Genomic DNA, 19,005 nt, shown 5'->3' on the forward strand with positions numbered 1-19,005 from the left:
ATAGGAGCCAGTATTGCCAAATAACCGTTTGTTAAACCCTTAATCGGTAGCTATATAGGTTGGGGAATTTTGTTCCGGCTATATTGGGGATTTTATTATCGGCTTTAACAATCATAGGGATTCTAGCACAGATGGCATAACTACTGTATCTATATAAATCTAAGTTGATGTCTTAACTAGAAAAAATTTGACCATACTGATTCCTAAGAAAACCTCGAAGGAGTCGGAATCGGTGGGAAAACTTACAGTAACACAAACACATGGTTTTACAACGGAAAGCTTACGTATCGAAGAACGAAATTACAAGACGCATTTTTTAAGCAACGCCTTACTGTAGTGCGACTGGTTATGGAAGGACACTCGGCCACAGAGGCCGGAAATATCTTAGGAATTTGTCGTCAATCGGTCTCTACGTACGTAAAAATGTTCAACCGCAGCGGACTGATTGAGCTGCTCCATCGTGATTTTCCGCCAGGAAACAAGCCGTATTTGTCTGAAGAACAGCATACAGAGATGAGAATACCGTATTGTTGTCGCAAGATGAATGCCATATCCGAGCGTATCGCCGTCTGGACACTGATAGGTAGGCTACAAACAAACAAAACGGTATTTACCATTACTTTTCTTGCTTTGTTTCAATTCCTCATAGGTAAGCTATAAACACATATGCGTTTTCCAATTCACCGGCAACCGGAGCTAAGTCGACGACATAGACGATGACAGTGATTCATTTGAACACTCTCACCACTTAAAAGTTTACGATTTTTGAAGCGGGGAATAAATCCAAAATAGGCGTTTAGTTTTGTCGTGAGCGTGAGAGAATACATTTTGTTCCACTAATTATTACGACGAATAACGGAAGAAAAAAATAAGTATAACCATTAAAAAACCAATTGTTTTGTTTATAAATGGACCAAGTGGGGTAATTCTGCTAACCCTTGTATTAGGATAATACGGATTTCCTAACTCAACTCGTTTTTCCTAAACATAGCAATACTCACCAATCATTGCACAGACAAAAGCAAACAGAGAAAACAAAGTGTAAATTACGATCTTATTTTTACTATTTTTACTAAAAAATAGTAAAAAGTAGTATACAGTAGAATGGAGAAGTAAACATACAAGGGAACTGTAGGTATCATAAATAGCAAGGCAGGATTACCATTTCCACCAGTCATATGCGGTTCAAATGTAGAAATATTAATTATATAAAAGAATCCACCTATTATATTCCCAGAATAAGTAAAATCATGATTTGTTTTTTCTTCATCAAAAACAACTCCTCCTACATCCTGTCTTCCTTCCAACGATCAAATCGATAAACTCCTCCACCTCCGCTTTGCTTAGAGGTGAGGCTTCTAAAAATTTTAAAAGTCAAACAATTCTCTCAGTAGAGCGATATATTTTTCTTATTTTTTTCGTGATAGACTAAGTTAATAAGCTCATCACTTAAAGTGCATATCGTCTGGATTTTATGTGAGGGTAGAGGGACAAAACCGATTTTACGTAAATCTTGTTGCAAAGATTCGGGCAGTTCATAAAAATAGTCTTCAAACCAATCGTTTTCGGACGTTTCTGCATATAGACAAAACGCTTCCCCATAACATTGCCATAACAAACTCATATATTCTTTTGACTCTAACAAACGGGCTGCTTTTTTTTCGTATAATAGGTCTTGAATAGGAGAGAGCCCGAACTCAAACGAAAATCCCTGTTTTCGCAAATAACTCCGAAAACGCTTTAAAATAGCGGGAATCTCTGACCATTGTCCATTCAAAGTAAAAGGACAAGCAGTTTTAAATGCCGCAAAATGGCGCTCTAATTTTTGAATAGAAGGAATGAGAGCATTGGTTGATAGTGAGCCTTGCGTCAAAAATAAATATAAAAAAGCTGCTTCTGTCCATGCTCCCAGCGCGGCATGCGTAGCAGAATACATATTGCCTTGATTCATACAGTGTAGAGCCCAATTTTTTCTTTCCTCTACAATGCCCAAAACTTGTTCGCTTATTCGTTTTGTCCCTTTTGCGGAAGAAAAATACTGTATCGCCCAATTCTTAATTTTTTTAAACTCCCCATCACTATCGTAAATAATGCAAATTTCTTGTAAAAACCTGTAATCCCACGGATTGTCTATGATATTTTTTTGTTTCGGGAATTCTCTGCAATGTTCAATTTCTAATTGGATAATTTCATCTTTGTACATAACATTTTTTGCGTCGGTCAACGAAATATCATCCGTATAAATAACAATGTCCAAATCGCTGTATTGATCCGCTTCCCCTCTGCCCGTTGAGCCGCCTACACTAGCATACACCACATTGAATGGTACTTCGCTTACAAATTCTTGCGCCAAACGAATGAGTTGCTGACTTCGGCTGGTCAATTTTATTCCTCCTCATATAAAAGATAGCTACATAAAGTCTTTTTAGTTTATGACTTATATACATCGTCTTTGATGTTTCGACATTTGGATGGTGGGAGAAGGATAGGAAGAGGAGAGAGGAAGCGTTGATGGGCCCTGCCCACAGTCCAGAAGAAAGGGAATGGCAAACCATCTGCCCTTATTCTTTTACACAGGGGGCTTCTCCTTTCTTTTCTCTGGATGTTCTTTCCTCTTCCTTCCAACTACACAAGGATGTCCATGTATCAAGTGTGATTTATATAGAGTAAAATTCGCAGATATGTCCCCCATCAATAACAAAAAAGTCTATCCCGCTATTATTTTAAGGGGATAGACCTACATTTTCTATTTTATTGTCCGAAAAAATTTTTTATTGAGCTTTATTTTTACGCCAGAAATGCTTTTCCCACTTGCTTTTGCATTGCGGAGTCGCAAAAGGAAGGATGTATTGCTCCACCAATTCCTTTATGGCCCTCTCTGAGATTAGGTTATAGTAGCAAAAGTAATATCGCTTATTATGGATCGTTTGAACCGCCAAATCGGGAAATATGATCCCGCCGAGCCGTCCTTGATTCCAGCCGAATGAGACTTCATTGATTTCCGATATCGGCACCTTCTTCTTACGGTCCATCAGGTATCCATCGCGGACTTCGATCAGAACCGGATTTTTTCTCCTTATAATCATCAGAATCCTCAAAAGTATACCGCCAAAGAGAAGAAAGGCCATAATCCCGATAATGAGCCCGATCAGTCCTTTAATAATGCCAAGCTCAGGAAGAAAATAAAAGATAAGGAGACTTACAGCAACCATAATTCCCGGCAAGACGGTCATGCAACCGGCATCCATATTGGTGTACACAACCTGAACCCCATGGTCTGTCTTCTTTAAAGATTTCATAATAGAAAACTCCTCTGCTACGTGTAAATTCCTAGATGTCACTATACCGACTTCAATGCTGCGGTAACGGCATGGCTTGTTTTTTTCATGAGGACGGCCAAACTGGACAGATTACACTTCCTGACTTCATACCGCCCTTCCTCCGGTCTGGTTATGATCCAAGTATCCCTCTCTCCGTTCACCACGAAGATAATATCCAACAATACCGGCTCTCGATTCTTGTCATACTCCAAAAACAGAATATTGTCCATCATCCCTTTATTCTTTACCATATCACTCGCAAATGCCTGGATGTTTTCAGTGTCTCCCCCCATGGTTCGGACATAATCGGCTACACGATCCGAATTTTCATCGATGAGTGTTAGCATCGATTCGAATTCCGATTGGTTTAATGGCAGCACAACCCCTTCATCCTTCCCTTGGATTGATACCCCCAAATAGCTGCCGATGGTGGCATAGGATTCTTCCGGAGAAATCGTACGAAAAACATGCACCTGTCCTTCATAGCGGAGCGAATGCTCGTACGTTCCTTCCTCAGAGAAATGTACAGACATTGTATCCTGATATCCATCATCCAAGAACTTGGAAGCTTTCAATGTAAACGATGAACCGTTTAAGCAGGAAATAATACGGGCAATTTCCTTTTTCAGGGTAAAGCGCCGCTGTTCATATATAAGGTAATCTTTGGACAGGAGAGAGCGGCAGGCAGCCTGAAAGATAAGGTTCATCTGTTCATCCGACAAATCCTGGAAATAGACTTGCTTCAGTCCCAATCCCTGTTCAAACAGTCCCTCACTGTAAAAGCAATAGATAAGTTCTTCAACGCTCAATGTTACTGTCATGTGCTATCCCTCCTTATGTGAAAGAGAATTTTTTAGAGAAGAATTCTCCCGCATTTTTCAGCAATTGGTCGGCTGTATCCTTTACTTCCTTGAATCCCGCCTTGATGCCTTCTTCCGCTTTCTTCATTCCTTTTCCGACCGCTCTCAGGCCGTCCCCGACCTTTTCAATGCCGGCATGTATCTCATCTTTTAAATGGAGCGCCGCTTCGTCTACCCAGGCCGGTGTATGCTTCGCGATTTTATCGCCGACTATACTGCCGATAAATCCGCCGGCAGCGGCGCCGACAACAGTTCCCACACCCGGTAGGATCATAGAACCAATCGCGCCTCCAATAACACCACCGACCCCTGCGGTAGCCGTTTTTACTCCCGTATTATATACGGCCCGACCCACTGCTTTTGCGTTCTCACGTTTTAATACCGCTTCGTTGTTTCCATATTCTTTGTAATTATTCAGGATGTTCATGCCCAATCCGATTGATTCCTCAACCCCTGACGCTATGAAGGCGGTCACAAAGTTGGTTTTCAAAAACCCTTTGCTTGCTTTGAGCAAATCGCCGGCATGGCTTTTCACCGCACCGAATGCACCTTTGAACGTATCGGCATTTCTGGCTGCCTCCCGTAATCTAGCCAAACCGCTATCGAACGAAGCAACATGGCCTGGGAAGAAACCCACTCCGGCCCTGTACATAACTTGTCTGAGTGGCTTATCCATATATCGCACAAGGTATTTCGGCCCAAGCAGATATCTGGCCACCGTGCGCAACTTCGAGTTATCGATAGCCCTCGTCAAGTGTGCATACCTAGAAAGATAGCGAACCCGCCATGCCCCATTTGCGAACTCAAACCTCGTCAGACCGGTTAGAGCAAAAGCAACGCCAAAGAGCGAATGCCCGGCCGCTTGTAACACCCCATTCCAATAGCCGTGCAATTCAAACAAGTTTCCAATGACATTATCCTCCTCCTCGAGGCGGTCAACGGTGGAGCGAATGTAAATCTCGTTCTCAGAGAGCTGATTTATCAGACGCTCGCCTGACCCTTTCGTAAAATCATTTGCGACTACGCCTGTTATGCAATTTATATAGCGCGGGTCCCCGTACGATATATCGGACAATAACTGTTGCATCTGTTCGTTCAATTCATTGGTGAGATTCTCCAGGACAGAAATTTCCCGGACAAAATCGTCTGCCATCGTGCGCCCTTTATTTATATCCATTGAAATCTCGTTTGCCATTGCACTGCTCCTTTCTTTTGCAAACTACAGATTATCCCTTTTGTTGCTGTTTCGCCAATTCCTTTTTGAGCTCTTCAATCCGGACTGCGGCCTTTTCCAATTCATCACTTGTGATTTGCAAGTCCCGTACATAACGCTGAAATGCCTGGATCGTCTCCTGGTAATCAGAATTAAATCGTTCCCTTCGCTTGCCTTTCCACTCCGCTCCGTTCCACTCGACTGTACCTTTTATTCTTCCTTGAATTTCCATAACCTGATTAGCGGCCTGACGATAACGATTGGCTAATGCCAATACTCGGTGAGAGTCCATTGTTATCCTCCAATCTTCATGTTTTTTTGGTTGCTTTCATCTAGCATGCTTTTCGCGCGTTCCTTTATCTCAACATCGACTCCAGGTGTCTGTGCCAGTGTTCTAAAATAACGGGCGGCTTGTTTAGGATTCTCATTTCGTATCGCGTTGGCCTGCTCAAACAGCGTGCGACTTTTTTCTTTTAATAGAGGTTCTACCAATTTCTGCAAATTTGAATGTTGCCAGGCGGAACTTAAATCTTGAACAGCCTGTTCAAGATTTGACTGATTCATCGCTTTTCTATAGTCGTCGATCGCTTTTTGCAGGAAAGTCGCTTGCTGTGCATACTCATAAGGTACGCCGTTTGCGCTGGTAATACTTCTATATATCGCCAGCTGAGTATCCAGATCTTTTTCTTTTGCTTCTTTTAACATCTGTTCGACCGCCCGCTTTATCACCCTGTCGTTCAAATCACTTTTATCGTATAAACGTTTGGATTCACTAGCATAATACAGAGCTTCTGCATACTTTTCAGCGCTTAACAAACCTTCTGCTTTTTTCGCATATGCGAAGGCTTTTTTTCGATTGGTAGCGGTATGAGCAATCGTCTTATCAATACTCGCTCTTGTACTTAAAATTTCATAAGCCTGCTCTTCCGCATCTGGCTCAAATTCCTCCGCGGCTTCGAGCAATTTCTCCGCTAATCTGTGCAATTCTTCCCTCGCTTCCGGAGCATGATTACCGTTTTCAACAGCTTCAGCAGCCAGAATGACAGCCTTACTTATATCCGTTTGTGAAACTTCCTTCACCTGCAATAGCAAATCCTTTTTTTGTGTGCGTAATTCCTCGGCAACATCTGGCGCATACTGGCTTGCAATCTGATATTTGTTCAGTGCCTCCACCACGCTGCTAGAATTTCGGGCATCTTGATCAGCGGACTTCATTAAATTACGGTCAGCATTCCCATATTCACTCGGGTTCAGCGACTTATTCGCCTGTTCATTGTACTTACCAATAAAATAAACAATATGTTTGGCATCCTTAGAATGGCGTTCCTTATCAGCTGCATATGCATTGATTTCCTCATCCACATACTTCATGAACATATTTTTTTGGATTTCTTCTTGCAAGCTCTGAATTTCCGGCTGATTTATCTTTAGTGAATGAATGAGCTGTAAATTTGCCTGCCCCTGGTAAGAAAGTGAGGGACTTGCATAGGCCTCCCCTTTAAGACGATCCGCTGATTCTACAAGCCATTTCATGATGGTATTATAGCGTTTATCATCCGTTCTAACATTTTGTCCATAATAAACAACATTGTAGGAATCATTCATTATGACATAGTCATAAATGCTATTATATAAAGAGCCAGGTACTAACACAGGGCCACTATCAATAGCGTCGTCTTTACTATTATTGTCTGTCTTCTGATCGCCTACATTTTCCGACCGATTTTGCTCATTGTTTAAATCCCCGTCTGTTGTTTCTTCCTCACCTGATAGCAAGTCATCAACTGGTAAAAGGGGAATATCTTCAATGAGTAACGGCGGCTCTGGCAAAATGATATCACTCTGATCCACTGCCAGGCCTGCAATCGGAGCTCCCTTATTAGAGCTATCTACTAGATAAACCGCATCGTCATAAACTTCCCAATCCACATCATTTTTTAGGGAAAAAGCAAGCAAAGCTTCCTCCTTTTCCAACGATGAGCGAATCTTTTTCCCAGACTCTTCCGCACTGTGCTTGACAGGTACTTCTATCCGTTTGCCCCTATTTTCCTTAAACTGGTTAATAGCTGTATTCTTCACCTGATTGTCGTCAGTATTGAGACGAATCGCTTCCCCTGGCTTTTTTTCCTTACTTTTCGTGTTTGCATGTTCAGCCCGCTTGCCGCTTACAGGTGCGTCATGCTGACTCCACTGATAAGTAGCGACTCCGCCAGCAGCGACCAGCAAACTAAGTGAAACAGGCAGGACGACCTGCCGAGCTTTTGCACTATTTTTGTCTTGCTGATTTTCAGGTGCCAACTGTACTCCCCCTCACTTCATCCTACTTATATCAACTTTTTGGCTTTCATCTCTTTCATACGCTCTTTTGCAATCGCTGCTTCCGACGGATTTTGGTTCAATTGCACCACTTTTTGCAGCATAGTCAACGCTTCTTTATACTTCTTCTCCTTCAATTTAAACAGGCCATAAACGAAATAGGCATGCCCGCTATTCGGGTACTCTTTTAACACTTGCTTGTAGATACTTTCGGCCTTAACCTTTTGATTAAGCTTGTCATATAAAATGCCTATGTTGAGGAGAATCTCCTCATTCCGGATGCCCAAATCTATAATCTGGTTATAAGAGATTAACGATTGCTGAAAAAGATTGATATATCTCCGATTTCCTTTAGCCTCATAGTAAAGCCCATAATCATAATATGCCTGTCCTAATCGGTTTAAATAGTCAATGTTAGTAAAATCCTCTTTTAATAATTCATTCATTAAAGAAATAGCTTCTTCATACGTCCTTGCCTTCGTTGTGTCATCGACCTGGTTCGTTTTATTTTTTTTAATATAGAGATCGACTAGGTTTTTGATGTACCGCTCATTGCCTTTATGTAAAGCCACAGCATTCTTAAACTCTTCGATTGCTTCGCTATCTTTCCCCTGCAATTCAAAGAGCTCTCCCTTCAAATTAGCAATAAAAGCTTTAGAAACTAAATCACCAGCTTTCAGCTGATGTACCATATTGTTCGCCTTTGCATACTGATTGGTGCGGGCGTAAGAGACAACCAGATCGCGGATTACATCTTGCTCATAAATGCTTTTCTCCCCTTTTCTTGCTTTCTCAAAATATGGAATAGCATTCGAGAAGTCATTCAGCAAAAAATAGGCGCGACCTATTAAATAGTGAGCTTCTTGATTTTTTTCGGACAGCTTCTTCTCATAGAATAAATCTTCCAAATACCGGATCGCCTGTTCATGATAACCTCTGCTGATATAAATCGTTGCCATTTTGGTATATAAATCTTCGGTTGGCTTCTGATCCATCGCTTTTCGGATGAATCCTTCCGCTTCAATATAGTTCTGTCTGGTAAAAGCTTCCGTTCCCTTCTGGATCAGTTCCCGCCATTTCTTTTCTGCTGTATAGTTATAAAGCCAGATGAGCAGGCCACCAATTAGGAAGGCACAGCTAAGAGATAACAACAGCTTCCATCTTTTCACCGAGAACTGCCACACACGTTCCATAAGGAAAGGCCCTTGTTTTTTTGTTTTACCGGAAAAATTCGGAACACAGGCCGGGGCTTCTGGCTTTTTTTGTTTTTCATCAAGTATTTTTTGCAAGGCGGCTTCAGTGGTTATCACTTGCTGCCTGGCCCGGATTTTCTCTCTCAGTTCTTCTACGATAATTTCTAACTCTTCTTTTGTAGCAAAATCAATGGAAGGAAGCTGGGCTCCTCTTGCATAGAACAATAGCGCCTTCTCCCATTCTTCCAGCTTCTCCATCTGGTTGGCCGCTTCAAGATAATCCGCCAGATCCCACCTCTGTGGTTCCATGTTTACTTTTCCCTCAGAGAGCAGCAATTTAATTTCTTCCACGACCGCTTTCTTCTCAGGGAAGTGCGAAACAATATAACGATACTCTCTTTGAGCGGCAACTTTGTTGCCAAGTCCTTCAAACGTTGAAGCAATGTCTAACAGGGACTCTACGCTCAAGAGAGAGGAGGTAGGCTGTTTTTTTGCCTGAAAAAATGCCTGCTTTCGATTGATAACCACTTCTTTTATCGACCGGGGAAAAACAGAAAACCATTCAGCAAACGAAGGACATTCCTTTAAGTTTCGGCTTTCCCACGCCCGTGTAAAAAGCTCCGCCGCCGCTTCTCCAAGCGTGTCTTGAACAACTACCTTTATTTTCCGGTAACGTTCCGATTTTTTTTGCATTTCTTCAGCTGCAAAATAGCTCATATCATCGGCTTTTTCTATCCGGATGCTGTCATGATGCCACGCTATCATTTCTGCCAGCAGCACAGCGCCTGCAAAGCGGTCGGCATTCGCCGTCCACACTCCATCCCGCACATAATCCGCAGCATAACCAGGCGATCCTCCCGGCAGAACAGGCGGCTTCCTTACATCAGGTGCATATAGCTCTTCAATATCTACCAGTTCAATATCAGCAAAAGAATGATCTACTTTCTCTTTGCTCAAGTAGGGAATAAGAACGTTGCTTGATGAAAGATCACAGTGAGCAAGACCTGCTTCTTCCATCTCCTTCATGATATAAGCAAACGTGCACGCGATTTGTAAGCATTCTTCACGAGTAAGAGCCCTTTCCTCCAGTAGGATATCTGCCCAGGTTGGTCCTTCGATCCAAGGCATAAGAACAGAGTACTGCAAATCTTCATATTGACTGACGAGCTTCTCATGACTCTGCTGTTCAATAACGGAGCGCAAGCAAGCGGAAAGACCATATCCTCCTGCATATTTTTGGAATTTTTTCGCCAACTCTATCTGACGCTCACTTTTGAATCGTTCCCTAAACACTTTAAAAGCCACATAGCGGTGGAGAGTTCTCGCCTGTTCATCAACCAGTTGATAAACAGTCCCCTGTCTCCCCTCTTGCCCGTATGGGATATCAATCCCCTCTACCGCTGGATGTTTGGAGAAGGTATATTTTCTGCCAAACAAACGAATCGTTTCTCCAACTTCCGGCTGAAAATTCATACTTATGAACCCCTGTTCTAAAACTTTCACAATGTACAAAAGACCAGTCAGCTGTTATGACTAGTCTTTTTTCTACTCTTTTATACTTCATACTAAAATATGATTATTGAGCATCTGCCTGACGGAAACGCGTAGCAATAGCACGAAGTTCCTGATCAATAGAATCAAGAAGTTGAACGTAAGCTTCCATATGACGGCGAGATTGTTCGAACTGATCGAAGAAACGCTTCTTCGTTGCACCATCCCACTTGCCTTCTAAAGATTGAAGTGCTTGATAGAGCTGGTTGGTTTGCTGGCGGCTTGCATCTGATCCGTTTCTAAACTGCTGGGCAATTCCTTCTAACTCTTCCGGCGTAACAAGAATTCTCATTGACATTGGCTTACACTTCCTTTCTTTTCTTTGGACAAAGTCAATATATTACAAATTTTCCGTATCGTACAGTCCTGTAATCATTATCATTCCCAGGAACTACTATATTTGTATAATGAAAAGTTAATCGCTACTTTCTCACCATGTATTTTTATCTATTATTTACCTTTTCATAAGGCCTAGCAATTTTTACTTTCATATTTTTCCCCTTAATCACAAAGCCGTCACCGGCCGGCAGCTCTTTATCTGTTTCCGCATGAGGAAGCCTCATATTAAAAAAGTATAAATCACTGTTTAAAGTTGAACCCAGCAAAAATCCAACAAACTTCTTCTTAATGTTAATAAACCATGCTTCATGCAAATAGCTGTTCATGCTTGCCAGTAATCCAGCCATGATAAAATGAATATTTTTTTGCCGTGCTTCTTTTGTCAGCTTTTCAAGATCGTTCTTTATTTCAAAATCCATGTTCATTTGCTGCATGAAGTTTTCTACATCGTCAATAATAATGACGATCGGATTGTACATGCCCTCTTCCTCATTATTTCCCCAGCCAAAGATTGAACTTGTTTGCTTTCTTTCCTCGGTAATAGCTACTACTTCTTGCAGGAGCTTTTTCGCTTCTAGGAGGTTTGTGGCGTATCCTTTGACCTGAGGCAAATGAGCAAGGTTCATAATTCCTGTACGCTTCGGCTCTAATTCAATAAAGAAGATATCAATTTCATCAGCAGCGTATTGGTGCTCCATAGACAATATCAAAGTCTGTAAAAGGGACGTTTTACCCGATTCTACACGCCCTGTTACCAGAACATGATCGACTTCCTCCAGACGAATGGATTGCAGAGCCAGCTCTTCAGTATCAATCCCGTATGGAAGCTCCCTCGTTGCCTGCGGCGGAAATTGATCCATCAGTTGTTCTAATCTGATTTCCTTCGGTAACATCGCAATTTCTTTCGCTGGTTTCCCCTTCCATTCCTCCTGCATTTTGCTGGCCCAGTGCCGGAGGAAGGCAGTCCTTTCCCATTCATTCGATCCATCGTATGGCAGCATACACTGAAACACATACGGCGGGTTATGCCCTTTTACAAAACCGCGTCCCTCCGGAAGGTTTGACACAGTAAAGCCGGGTCTTCCTACTGCAAAGTAGTAATCGGTCTGATCCGCAAGTTCGAAGGAAACGGCCGAAGCAAAAGTATTGCGGTATCGATCATACATATCACTTGTCTGGTGGGCTGTCGCCATCACAATAATGCCGTATGCTGCCCCCTCCCGCAACAGTACCTCAAGCTGTTCATTTTCATTTATAAAATTTGTCCGAAACTGCTGGTATCCGTCAATAATCAGCATAAGGGCCGGTAAACGTTGATTAGTAACGGTACGGTAATTTTGGAGCGAGCTTACCCCTTCATTGGAAAACAACTCTTTACGCAATGCCAGTTCTTTTAGCAAAAAGCGGAAGAGCCTCCGCATCTTTTCTGTCTCTTCTTCATGCACCACTCCGCCTACATGAGGGAATCTGGCCAACTCTTTCATCTGACGGCTAAAATCAATAATATATACATGCAAATCAGCAGGTGCAAGATCGAAAAACAATGAAAGCAGCGTAGACTGAATAAACGTGGTCTTCCCGGAGCCTGGCATACCATAAGCAATAAGATGCCCTTCGCTCAAATCGAGCCGCAGAGGATACTGGGCTTGATTGCTTATATCATCAACGATTCCTACTGTCGGCTGGAGCCATTTCTCCACGCTGCTCCAGTCTGCCGGTGTCCAGTTATCAATGTCAATCATCTGCGAAATTGGCAACTGTTCAGGAAGAGGCTCCAGCCATGGTCCTGGAAGCGGATGAATCGCATGCTTTTGCGCTTCTTCTTTTATATAATCAATGAGCACCTGGATTTCCTTGCGCTTATTGTTCTCATCCGCTTTTACGGCTTTTTTCCGCACTATGGAGCCGTCTAGCTTAACCTCCGCAATTTCAATGTGCTCTGCCTCTGTTTCTTCTTTAGGACAATAATCCGCGCCGCTCCAGGCAGATTGGAAGTATTCGAGCACTTCATTGTTACCAACTTGGAAATAGGCCCGTCCAGGGACATTGATGGTAGAAGCATTTGGGATTTGAATCATTTCACGACTATCGCTGTCATCCTGAACACGCAGGCAAATGCGAAAACGGGAGTTACTCCATATTTTTTCATCCACAACTCCCGCCGGCTTTTGTGTGGCCAGCAGCAAATGAACTCCCAGCGTACGACCAATCGCCGCTATGCTGATTAATTCATCCATAAATTCGGGCTGATCCTTTTTTAATTGTGCAAATTCATCAATAATGATAAAAAGATGCGGCAGCGGCTCTTTAAAACGCCATTCCGAGCGGAAATATTCATCAATATGCTGTATGTTGCCCGCCATGTTAAATATCTTCTGCCTTCTTTCCAGCTCTGCCCGCAAAGAGACTTTGGCACGATTAATCAGATTCGGGTTCTCCAGATTAGTAATGGTCGCCACTACATGCGGTAGGCCCTGAAAAGTATTTGACATTCCTCCACCCTTATAGTCAATAAGCATAAAAACCAGTTCATGCGGATGATAGGTAACCGCCAGCGACAAAATAATAGATTGAATCACTTCACTCTTACCGGATCCAGTAGTACCAGCCATCAATCCGTGCGGCCCATGGCCGTTTCTTTCGATTTTGTCATGAATGTTTAACTCAACGACCTTTCCCCCTTCACGTACGCCTATCGGAACAGGAAGCGTAAGCGGGTAGCGGTTTTGTTCCCATCTGGAGATCACATCCAGTTCTTCTACCCGATTCACCCCATACATCTCAAGAAAGGTAAGAACCCGGGGAATGACTCCAGCAGTTGACTGCTTTACCCGCAGCGGAGCGAGAGCACGGGCCATCTCCTTCGCTTCCGGTAAAGTAAACCGATCGAGTGCAACTTTTTCCTGACCAGTAAACGATCGAGTCTGGTCATCGGCTGAAAAAGTTTCATAAAGACGAGCGATACCGTCCTTTACCTCGATAATAACTTCACATTCCATCGGCAGGCTTTCTTTCCTGGATGACATAAGAAATGCGCAGGCTCCCACCGTATCGCCTTCCTTGAGAATTAAGGGCAATAGGGCATCATTCTCAAACAGGGAAAGGCTGGGCAAAAAGAATACATATTCAGGAACATCATACTCTTTGTTCTTCTCTCCCCCTTTTTTGAGTTTTCGAAAGTTTAATGTGCTATAAAGTTTTTCGGACAACGCCCGCGCCATATGTTGTCCTTCCGCTATATACCGGGATTCACGTTCGTTGTCCCATATATGCGGAAGCCATCTCATCCAGTTCCATTCCTCTTTTTCCTGCTCAGAGTAAACGCAGACAAGCTTGACTTCTTCAGGAGAATGGTGAGTAACAAGCTGCAGGGTCAGCACGCGTGCCAGTTCTAAAATATCCTTTCGCTCCCCTACCAAACCAACCACTCTTTTTTCCCGCAGCGAAATCGAAACAGGTACGTTCGTCAGCTCACTATAATCGGCGCCCAGCTTCTGCGCCTCTGCAATTAAAGGATGGATGTCATAACCATCCTGTGTCGGAAGCTGAATCGTAATGACGAAAGGACGTATGCCGAGTCCAATTCGCAAATGAAGAAAATCCTCCGAATCTGTCGCACGCTCCCACAATGAGCTTTGCCGTTCGTAAATTCTACGGACGCATTCTTCCGGATTCGGATCTTTTTCTCGTAAAAATTTAGTTTGCTGCTCACGAATTTCTTCTATCTCTTTTCTATGATTCTCTAACTGTGCGAGATATTCTTCATGAAGTTGCACTACCTCTTCGCGATGCTTTTTCTTTCTTCTAAAGTACAAAATGATAGTGGCAATGTAAGAACCTAACATCGGGATGCTCATGGCCAGCATGAAGATGGCATAGGCAGCACTGTTATACATCGTTTTAGACAGATAATACATAATCCCTACCGTGGCAATGGTTAGGAAAATAGGAATAATCATCGTTTCAAAAGAAAACCTCGGCTCCATCGGCTCCGACTTTGGCCGATGAACCATAATCTTTCCTGTCGGTAGCGCAAGCTTTACCCGCGGTGATCGTGTAAAGTATGGTGATTTCCTCATATCTTCTCCTCTTCTGTTTCCCTTCTTTACTCAATAATCTTCCATACGTAATCAAGCTGCTCTACTTCATCAGCTTCGGTAGTTGTTTCCTGATTGCTAGGATACATCTTTTCGTATGCACTCTCCGTTGGTAGGGTGGAAGCTGGCTCTTTGCTGAAACGCAAAAACGCGCCGTCCCAAATCCCGGCGCGTTCCAGCGATTGCTGTTTTTCGAGCCGGAACCAATGCTTTTGGTCAAACGAATATTCCAGATCGTGTATTCCTTGTGTCCAATCATATTCATATCCGAGCCATTCATTTAAGGCGATAACCAGCTTCTCGCTCTCCACCTGATTTGGCAGGCGTAAATCGCTCTCCTGATGATGATGAATAAAGGTAACAATAATTTCTTCCACGTTTTTCACTCCTTTTTCTACCAGGCAACATCCAAAAAGGAAATATCGTCACTTGTAGGGGAAGAAAAACTTTGGCACATCATCTCCTGAAGACGGTCAGTAGATGGAAGAACATCAAGAGAATCGAGTACAAAAAAGCCGTCAGAGTACAGCGTCAAACGATCTAATGGCCGGTTTACTTCTCTTGATGTCATGACATTCACCCCACCATGAATCAACCCGTTCTTCGTTGACCAGCGCTGCTGTGTATTCACGGAAAAGCCAGAAAAATGGGTGATTTCCGTCCATCCGTCCCACAGTCGGATACGCAAATCACCCGACCAGGCCAAAAAGACATGGGCTTGATTGGACCATTCCTCCAAAATATCGACTCTGCCGCAGACAAACATCGTTTCACTTCCATTTCTCCTTTTTTCTTCCAGCACATCTCTCAGTAGCGGAGAAAGCGGACGAGGCAGCTCATGCTTTTCTACAACTTCTGTCGCTTCGTTAATTAACTGCTCCAAATATCTATCCAGCGCTGCTGTCATATCGTTTTTTTGCTGAATCTCTTCTTTTGGGATTCCACAAAGCCACTCTATTAGCTTGGTGGCTAAAAACTGTGCTGCTATATTTCCGCAAAAGGATAAGCTTACCCCGTCACAAAGCACAAAAGTAAACTTTTTGTTCTCTACACGAAAAACCAAATAATCCTGGCCCAGGTCATTAGCCTCCTGTGTCTCGCCGGCACGAGCATAACCATAGCGAAACGAAAATGGCTCCTGATAAATATGGGTAATGGGTGTTTCCAGCTTTTGATCACTTGTAAATGAAAACATGTGACACCTCTCTTTATTACCGAACCGGGGTCGCAGCGGACATTTGAAAGCCCAGCGACACAAGGTCAGCATTCGTACCCGGAAGCAGCATTAATGCCCCAGGCTCAATTCTATATCCTGTTTCCATCATCATCTCCCGATAACTTTCAGGCAGCGGGCTGGAAAGCCTTTTCAGCTTCTCTCCATACTCATCATCGAGCAGGGTATCCGGCATGATTCCTGCCCACTTTTTTGAATTTTCAATAGGGGTTTTCAGGATTTCATCGGAAATGAAAATGTTTTCGACTAATACATTTCCGTCCGGGATTTTGATATCCATAATTCGCTTTACAATCGGCTCAGGGTCTTCCCCGGTAAAAGCGCCATCCGTCATGTGACAGATAAGGGGAGCCGGACAGTCCCTGAGGTTCGGCAATTCCTGATGAAGCATCTTCTCAGCTACAGCAAACGCTTTGGCTGTGTTCGTCAACCGCTGGGTCTGTACGTTTTCCAGCGGTCTCATTCGTGCCACTTCATCAATCCCTTTCACTCCTCCCAAAACGTCAAACACGTTATCACTATACGCGAGAATTGATAGCTTATAACGCGGACTAAGCCGACTCCCCTTTGTGGAACGAAAAACCATTTGTCGGATTGCAGCGTTCAACGCTGTCGTTACAACATCCATCCTCCTCTTTTTTTCTCCCCCGGCATCCATCAACAGATTCATCGATGCACTAATATCCAGCAGGTAAATAATATATGCCGGGGTTTGTTGTGTTGCTTGAATTTGATAGCTCATTCTACGCAACTCCTATTAATCTGAATCTATCGCCAAAAACGCTATACATGTTTTAGTAAATCTTGTATATTGTGCTTTCTCCATTTTAAGTAAGAACTTATAAGAAGTGTAGGGACTGGATGTCCATTCCTATACTCGTTTTGACCTATTATTAAGAATGAATTCAGCTTGATACCGTCTCAATATCATCATCATAAACCAAAATAAAAAGCCGGCCATCCTGAACATACAGGAAACCGGCTTTTCAAAACGGTTGTTAAAGTAATGCACAAATTACTTCTGCAACACAACCCGTGATCTGTCCCGTATATACCGGGTTAACTCCACTGTCATCTCATAGTAGAAAAACGGTGTAATCAGATAAATGCCTTTAAAGTACTCCATTGCGATATCTACCAGCTCACGGGCGATCGCTACCCCTTCACGGCGCGCTTCTTCCCCCGGTTCATACCGGCGCATGCGGGTGCGCGCCTCGTCTGATAGCCTAATACCCGGTACTTCGTTATGCAAAAATTCGGCATTGCGCGAACTGGTCAGCGGCATAATACCGATAAAAATCGGGATATCGAGATGCCTGGTTCCTTCATAAATCCGCTCAATGCTCTCCCGGTCATACAACGGCTGGGTCATAATAAAATCCGCGCCCGCTTCCACTTTCTTTTCCAGCCGGCGCAGCGCGGCGTCAAACTGGCGCACATGCGGATTAAATGCAGCACCGACCACGAAATTCGCCCGCTGCTTCAACGGCTTCCCTGAGAAAGAATATCCCTCGTTCAACTGTTTAATCATCCGAATTAAATCAAATGATGAAACATCGAACACGGAGCTTGCTCCCGGCAGATCGCCGAAACGGGCCGGATCTCCTGTAACAACAAGCACCTGGTTAATACCGAGCGCATGCAAACCCATTAGATGCGATTGCTGGCCGATCAGGTTGCGGTCGCGACAGGCAATGTGCAACAGTGGCTCAGCGCCGAATTTCGCCTTCATAATCGAACCAAGAGCCATATTGCTCATCCGCGTCGTCGCCAGCGAATTGTCAGCGAGCGTAATCGCGTCCGCCCCAGCGTCCTGCAATGCCGCCGTGCCCCGTAAAAACTTTTCTGTATCTAAATCGCGTGGCGGGTCTAACTCAACAATCACCGTATGCCGATGCGCCACCGTTTCCACAATTCCCTGTTTCCGGGCCGGAGGAGCGATGCGAATCAGCGGCTCCGCTTCTTCTTGCGTGTCTACAACAGGATTCACGCGCGGCAACGGCTCTCGTTCCGCCAGCACCTGCGCCATTACCCGGATATGTTCCGGTGTTGTTCCACAACAGCCCCCAATCAAGCGTGCGCCCTGAGCACGGAAACGAAGCGCGTTTTCCCCGAAATATTGTGGCACAGACGCGTATGAATACTGGCCATCTGACATAGCCAACCGCCCGGCGTTCGGAAAGACGGACAGCGGCGTGTCCTCCGGAACCACTGCATTTTCAATCGAACGTAAGATTTCCGCCGGTCCAAGCCGGCAGTTTAACCCGACAACATCCGCGCCCGCTTTTTTCAACTCGGCAAACGCCCGAGTTAGCGTGTGACCATCTCGCGTCCGTCCGACCTCAATCGTGGCCAGTTGAGCCACGATCGGCACATCGGTTAACGGACGAATCACATCCAGCGCCAGCAGCAATTCATCCAGATCAAGAAATGTTTCCAGCAAAATCGCATCCACACCGCCCATTAAAAGCGCCGCTGCCTGCTCCTCAAATTGTTCGCGATAATTTTGCATACGCACATCTCGCACACGTCCTGCGTTAATAGAGCCGATACCCCCGACCACATACGCGTCATCTTTAACCGCTTCTCGCGCCACCTGCACTGCCACCCGATTGATCCGTGTCACTTTGTCCTGCAAACCATGGCGCGCCAGCGCGTCCCGGTGCGCTCCGTATGTGTTAGTTTGAATAAATCGTGCGCCCGCCTCATAATACGAGCGGTGAACCGCGCGAATAAGCTCTGGATTGGATAAATTCAATTCCTCATAACACACGCCAATCGGAATGCCCAATTGGTACAGCCAGGTCGCCATCGCGCCGTCCCCGATAAGCAAATGATCCTTAAGGTATGTTTTCAAGCTTTCTTTTGGCATGGTCATCCTC

The 19,005-nt window shown here is 44.1% G+C and carries 15 protein-coding genes; 1 reads left to right on the forward strand and 14 read right to left on the reverse strand.

From position 1 onward, the window contains the following. Positions 1-336 precede the first annotated feature (336 nt). A complete protein-coding gene (locus BLR88_RS12905) occupies positions 337-660 on the forward strand; it encodes a helix-turn-helix domain-containing protein (RefSeq protein WP_175493623.1) in 324 nt (107 codons plus the stop codon). 386 nt (positions 661-1,046) lie between these two features. Here BLR88_RS12905 and BLR88_RS12910 read toward each other — a convergent pair whose 3' ends face one another. The 14 genes from BLR88_RS12910 to BLR88_RS12975 all read right to left on the reverse strand — a co-directional run bounded on the left by BLR88_RS12910 (position 1,047) and on the right by BLR88_RS12975 (position 19,001). After that, entirely contained in the window at positions 1,047-1,307 is a 261-nt protein-coding gene (locus BLR88_RS12910) for a hypothetical protein (RefSeq protein ID WP_091260855.1), read from the reverse strand. An 80-nt stretch (positions 1,308-1,387) separates the two neighbouring features. Next, the gene (locus BLR88_RS12915; protein ID WP_217639392.1) at positions 1,388-2,353 is read right to left on the reverse strand and encodes a nucleotidyltransferase domain-containing protein; all 966 of its coding nucleotides are present in this window, start codon (positions 2,351-2,353) and stop codon (positions 1,388-1,390) included. A 418-nt stretch (positions 2,354-2,771) separates the two neighbouring features. Then, positions 2,772-3,299, reverse strand: a complete 528-nt coding sequence (locus BLR88_RS12920) for a DUF5381 family protein (RefSeq protein ID WP_091260860.1) — start codon at positions 3,297-3,299, stop codon at positions 2,772-2,774. A gap of 41 nt (positions 3,300-3,340) precedes the next feature. Next, on the reverse strand, positions 3,341-4,141 hold the full coding sequence (locus BLR88_RS12925; RefSeq protein ID WP_091260862.1) for a hypothetical protein: 801 nt from the start codon (positions 4,139-4,141) through the stop codon (positions 3,341-3,343). Between the two features lie 13 nt (positions 4,142-4,154). After that, positions 4,155-5,375: a glycine zipper domain-containing protein gene (locus BLR88_RS12930; RefSeq protein ID WP_057897628.1), complete on the reverse strand. Its 1,221-nt coding sequence runs from the start codon at positions 5,373-5,375 to the stop codon at positions 4,155-4,157. A gap of 31 nt (positions 5,376-5,406) precedes the next feature. After that, entirely contained in the window at positions 5,407-5,685 is a 279-nt protein-coding gene (locus BLR88_RS12935) for a WXG100 family type VII secretion target (protein ID WP_057897627.1), read from the reverse strand. Between the two features lie 2 nt (positions 5,686-5,687). Then, positions 5,688-7,691, reverse strand: a complete 2,004-nt coding sequence (locus BLR88_RS12940; protein ID WP_091260863.1) for a hypothetical protein — start codon at positions 7,689-7,691, stop codon at positions 5,688-5,690. A gap of 26 nt (positions 7,692-7,717) precedes the next feature. Next, positions 7,718-10,375, reverse strand: coding sequence for a tetratricopeptide repeat protein (locus tag BLR88_RS12945; RefSeq protein ID WP_091260865.1), 2,658 nt, complete (start codon positions 10,373-10,375; stop codon positions 7,718-7,720). A gap of 103 nt (positions 10,376-10,478) precedes the next feature. Then, positions 10,479-10,751 carry a WXG100 family type VII secretion target gene (locus tag BLR88_RS12950; RefSeq protein ID WP_057897624.1) on the reverse strand — a complete coding sequence of 91 codons (273 nt, stop codon included), beginning with the start codon at positions 10,749-10,751 and terminating at the stop codon, positions 10,479-10,481. A 145-nt stretch (positions 10,752-10,896) separates the two neighbouring features. Beyond that, entirely contained in the window at positions 10,897-14,871 is a 3,975-nt protein-coding gene (essC, locus tag BLR88_RS12955) for a type VII secretion protein EssC (protein WP_091260867.1), read from the reverse strand. Positions 14,872-14,897: 26 nt separating this feature from the next. After that, the gene (locus BLR88_RS12960) at positions 14,898-15,266 is read right to left on the reverse strand and encodes a ubiquitin family protein (RefSeq protein ID WP_057897622.1); all 369 of its coding nucleotides are present in this window, start codon (positions 15,264-15,266) and stop codon (positions 14,898-14,900) included. 17 nt (positions 15,267-15,283) lie between these two features. Further along, positions 15,284-16,084, reverse strand: a complete 801-nt coding sequence (locus BLR88_RS12965; RefSeq protein ID WP_091260869.1) for a hypothetical protein — start codon at positions 16,082-16,084, stop codon at positions 15,284-15,286. Positions 16,085-16,100: 16 nt separating this feature from the next. Continuing rightward, on the reverse strand, positions 16,101-16,865 hold the full coding sequence (locus BLR88_RS12970) for a vWA domain-containing protein (RefSeq protein WP_057897620.1): 765 nt from the start codon (positions 16,863-16,865) through the stop codon (positions 16,101-16,103). A 273-nt stretch (positions 16,866-17,138) separates the two neighbouring features. Next, on the reverse strand, positions 17,139-19,001 hold the full coding sequence (locus BLR88_RS12975) for a bifunctional homocysteine S-methyltransferase/methylenetetrahydrofolate reductase (RefSeq protein ID WP_091260871.1): 1,863 nt from the start codon (positions 18,999-19,001) through the stop codon (positions 17,139-17,141). Positions 19,002-19,005 lie beyond the last annotated feature (4 nt).

The sequence above is a fragment of the Aneurinibacillus thermoaerophilus genome (genome assembly GCF_900099925.1).
Taxonomy (GTDB): domain Bacteria; phylum Bacillota; class Bacilli; order Aneurinibacillales; family Aneurinibacillaceae; genus Aneurinibacillus; species Aneurinibacillus thermoaerophilus.

What these genes read in the sequence shown, in the direction of transcription:
- BLR88_RS12920 (WP_091260860.1), bottom strand. Translation starts at nt 3,299, where the DNA reads ATGAAATCTTTAAAGAAGACAGACCATGGGGTTCAGGTTGTGTACACC.
- BLR88_RS12925 (WP_091260862.1), bottom strand. Translation starts at nt 4,141, where the DNA reads ATGACAGTAACATTGAGCGTTGAAGAACTTATCTATTGCTTTTACAGT.
- BLR88_RS12930 (WP_057897628.1), bottom strand. Translation starts at nt 5,375, where the DNA reads ATGGCAAACGAGATTTCAATGGATATAAATAAAGGGCGCACGATGGCA.
- BLR88_RS12935 (WP_057897627.1), bottom strand. Translation starts at nt 5,685, where the DNA reads ATGGACTCTCACCGAGTATTGGCATTAGCCAATCGTTATCGTCAGGCC.
- BLR88_RS12945 (WP_091260865.1), bottom strand. Translation starts at nt 10,375, where the DNA reads ATGAATTTTCAGCCGGAAGTTGGAGAAACGATTCGTTTGTTTGGCAGA.
- BLR88_RS12950 (WP_057897624.1), bottom strand. Translation starts at nt 10,751, where the DNA reads ATGTCAATGAGAATTCTTGTTACGCCGGAAGAGTTAGAAGGAATTGCC.
- essC (WP_091260867.1), bottom strand. Translation starts at nt 14,871, where the DNA reads ATGAGGAAATCACCATACTTTACACGATCACCGCGGGTAAAGCTTGCG.
- BLR88_RS12965 (WP_091260869.1), bottom strand. Translation starts at nt 16,084, where the DNA reads ATGTTTTCATTTACAAGTGATCAAAAGCTGGAAACACCCATTACCCAT.
- BLR88_RS12970 (WP_057897620.1), bottom strand. Translation starts at nt 16,865, where the DNA reads ATGAGCTATCAAATTCAAGCAACACAACAAACCCCGGCATATATTATT.
- BLR88_RS12975 (WP_091260871.1), bottom strand. Translation starts at nt 19,001, where the DNA reads ATGACCATGCCAAAAGAAAGCTTGAAAACATACCTTAAGGATCATTTG.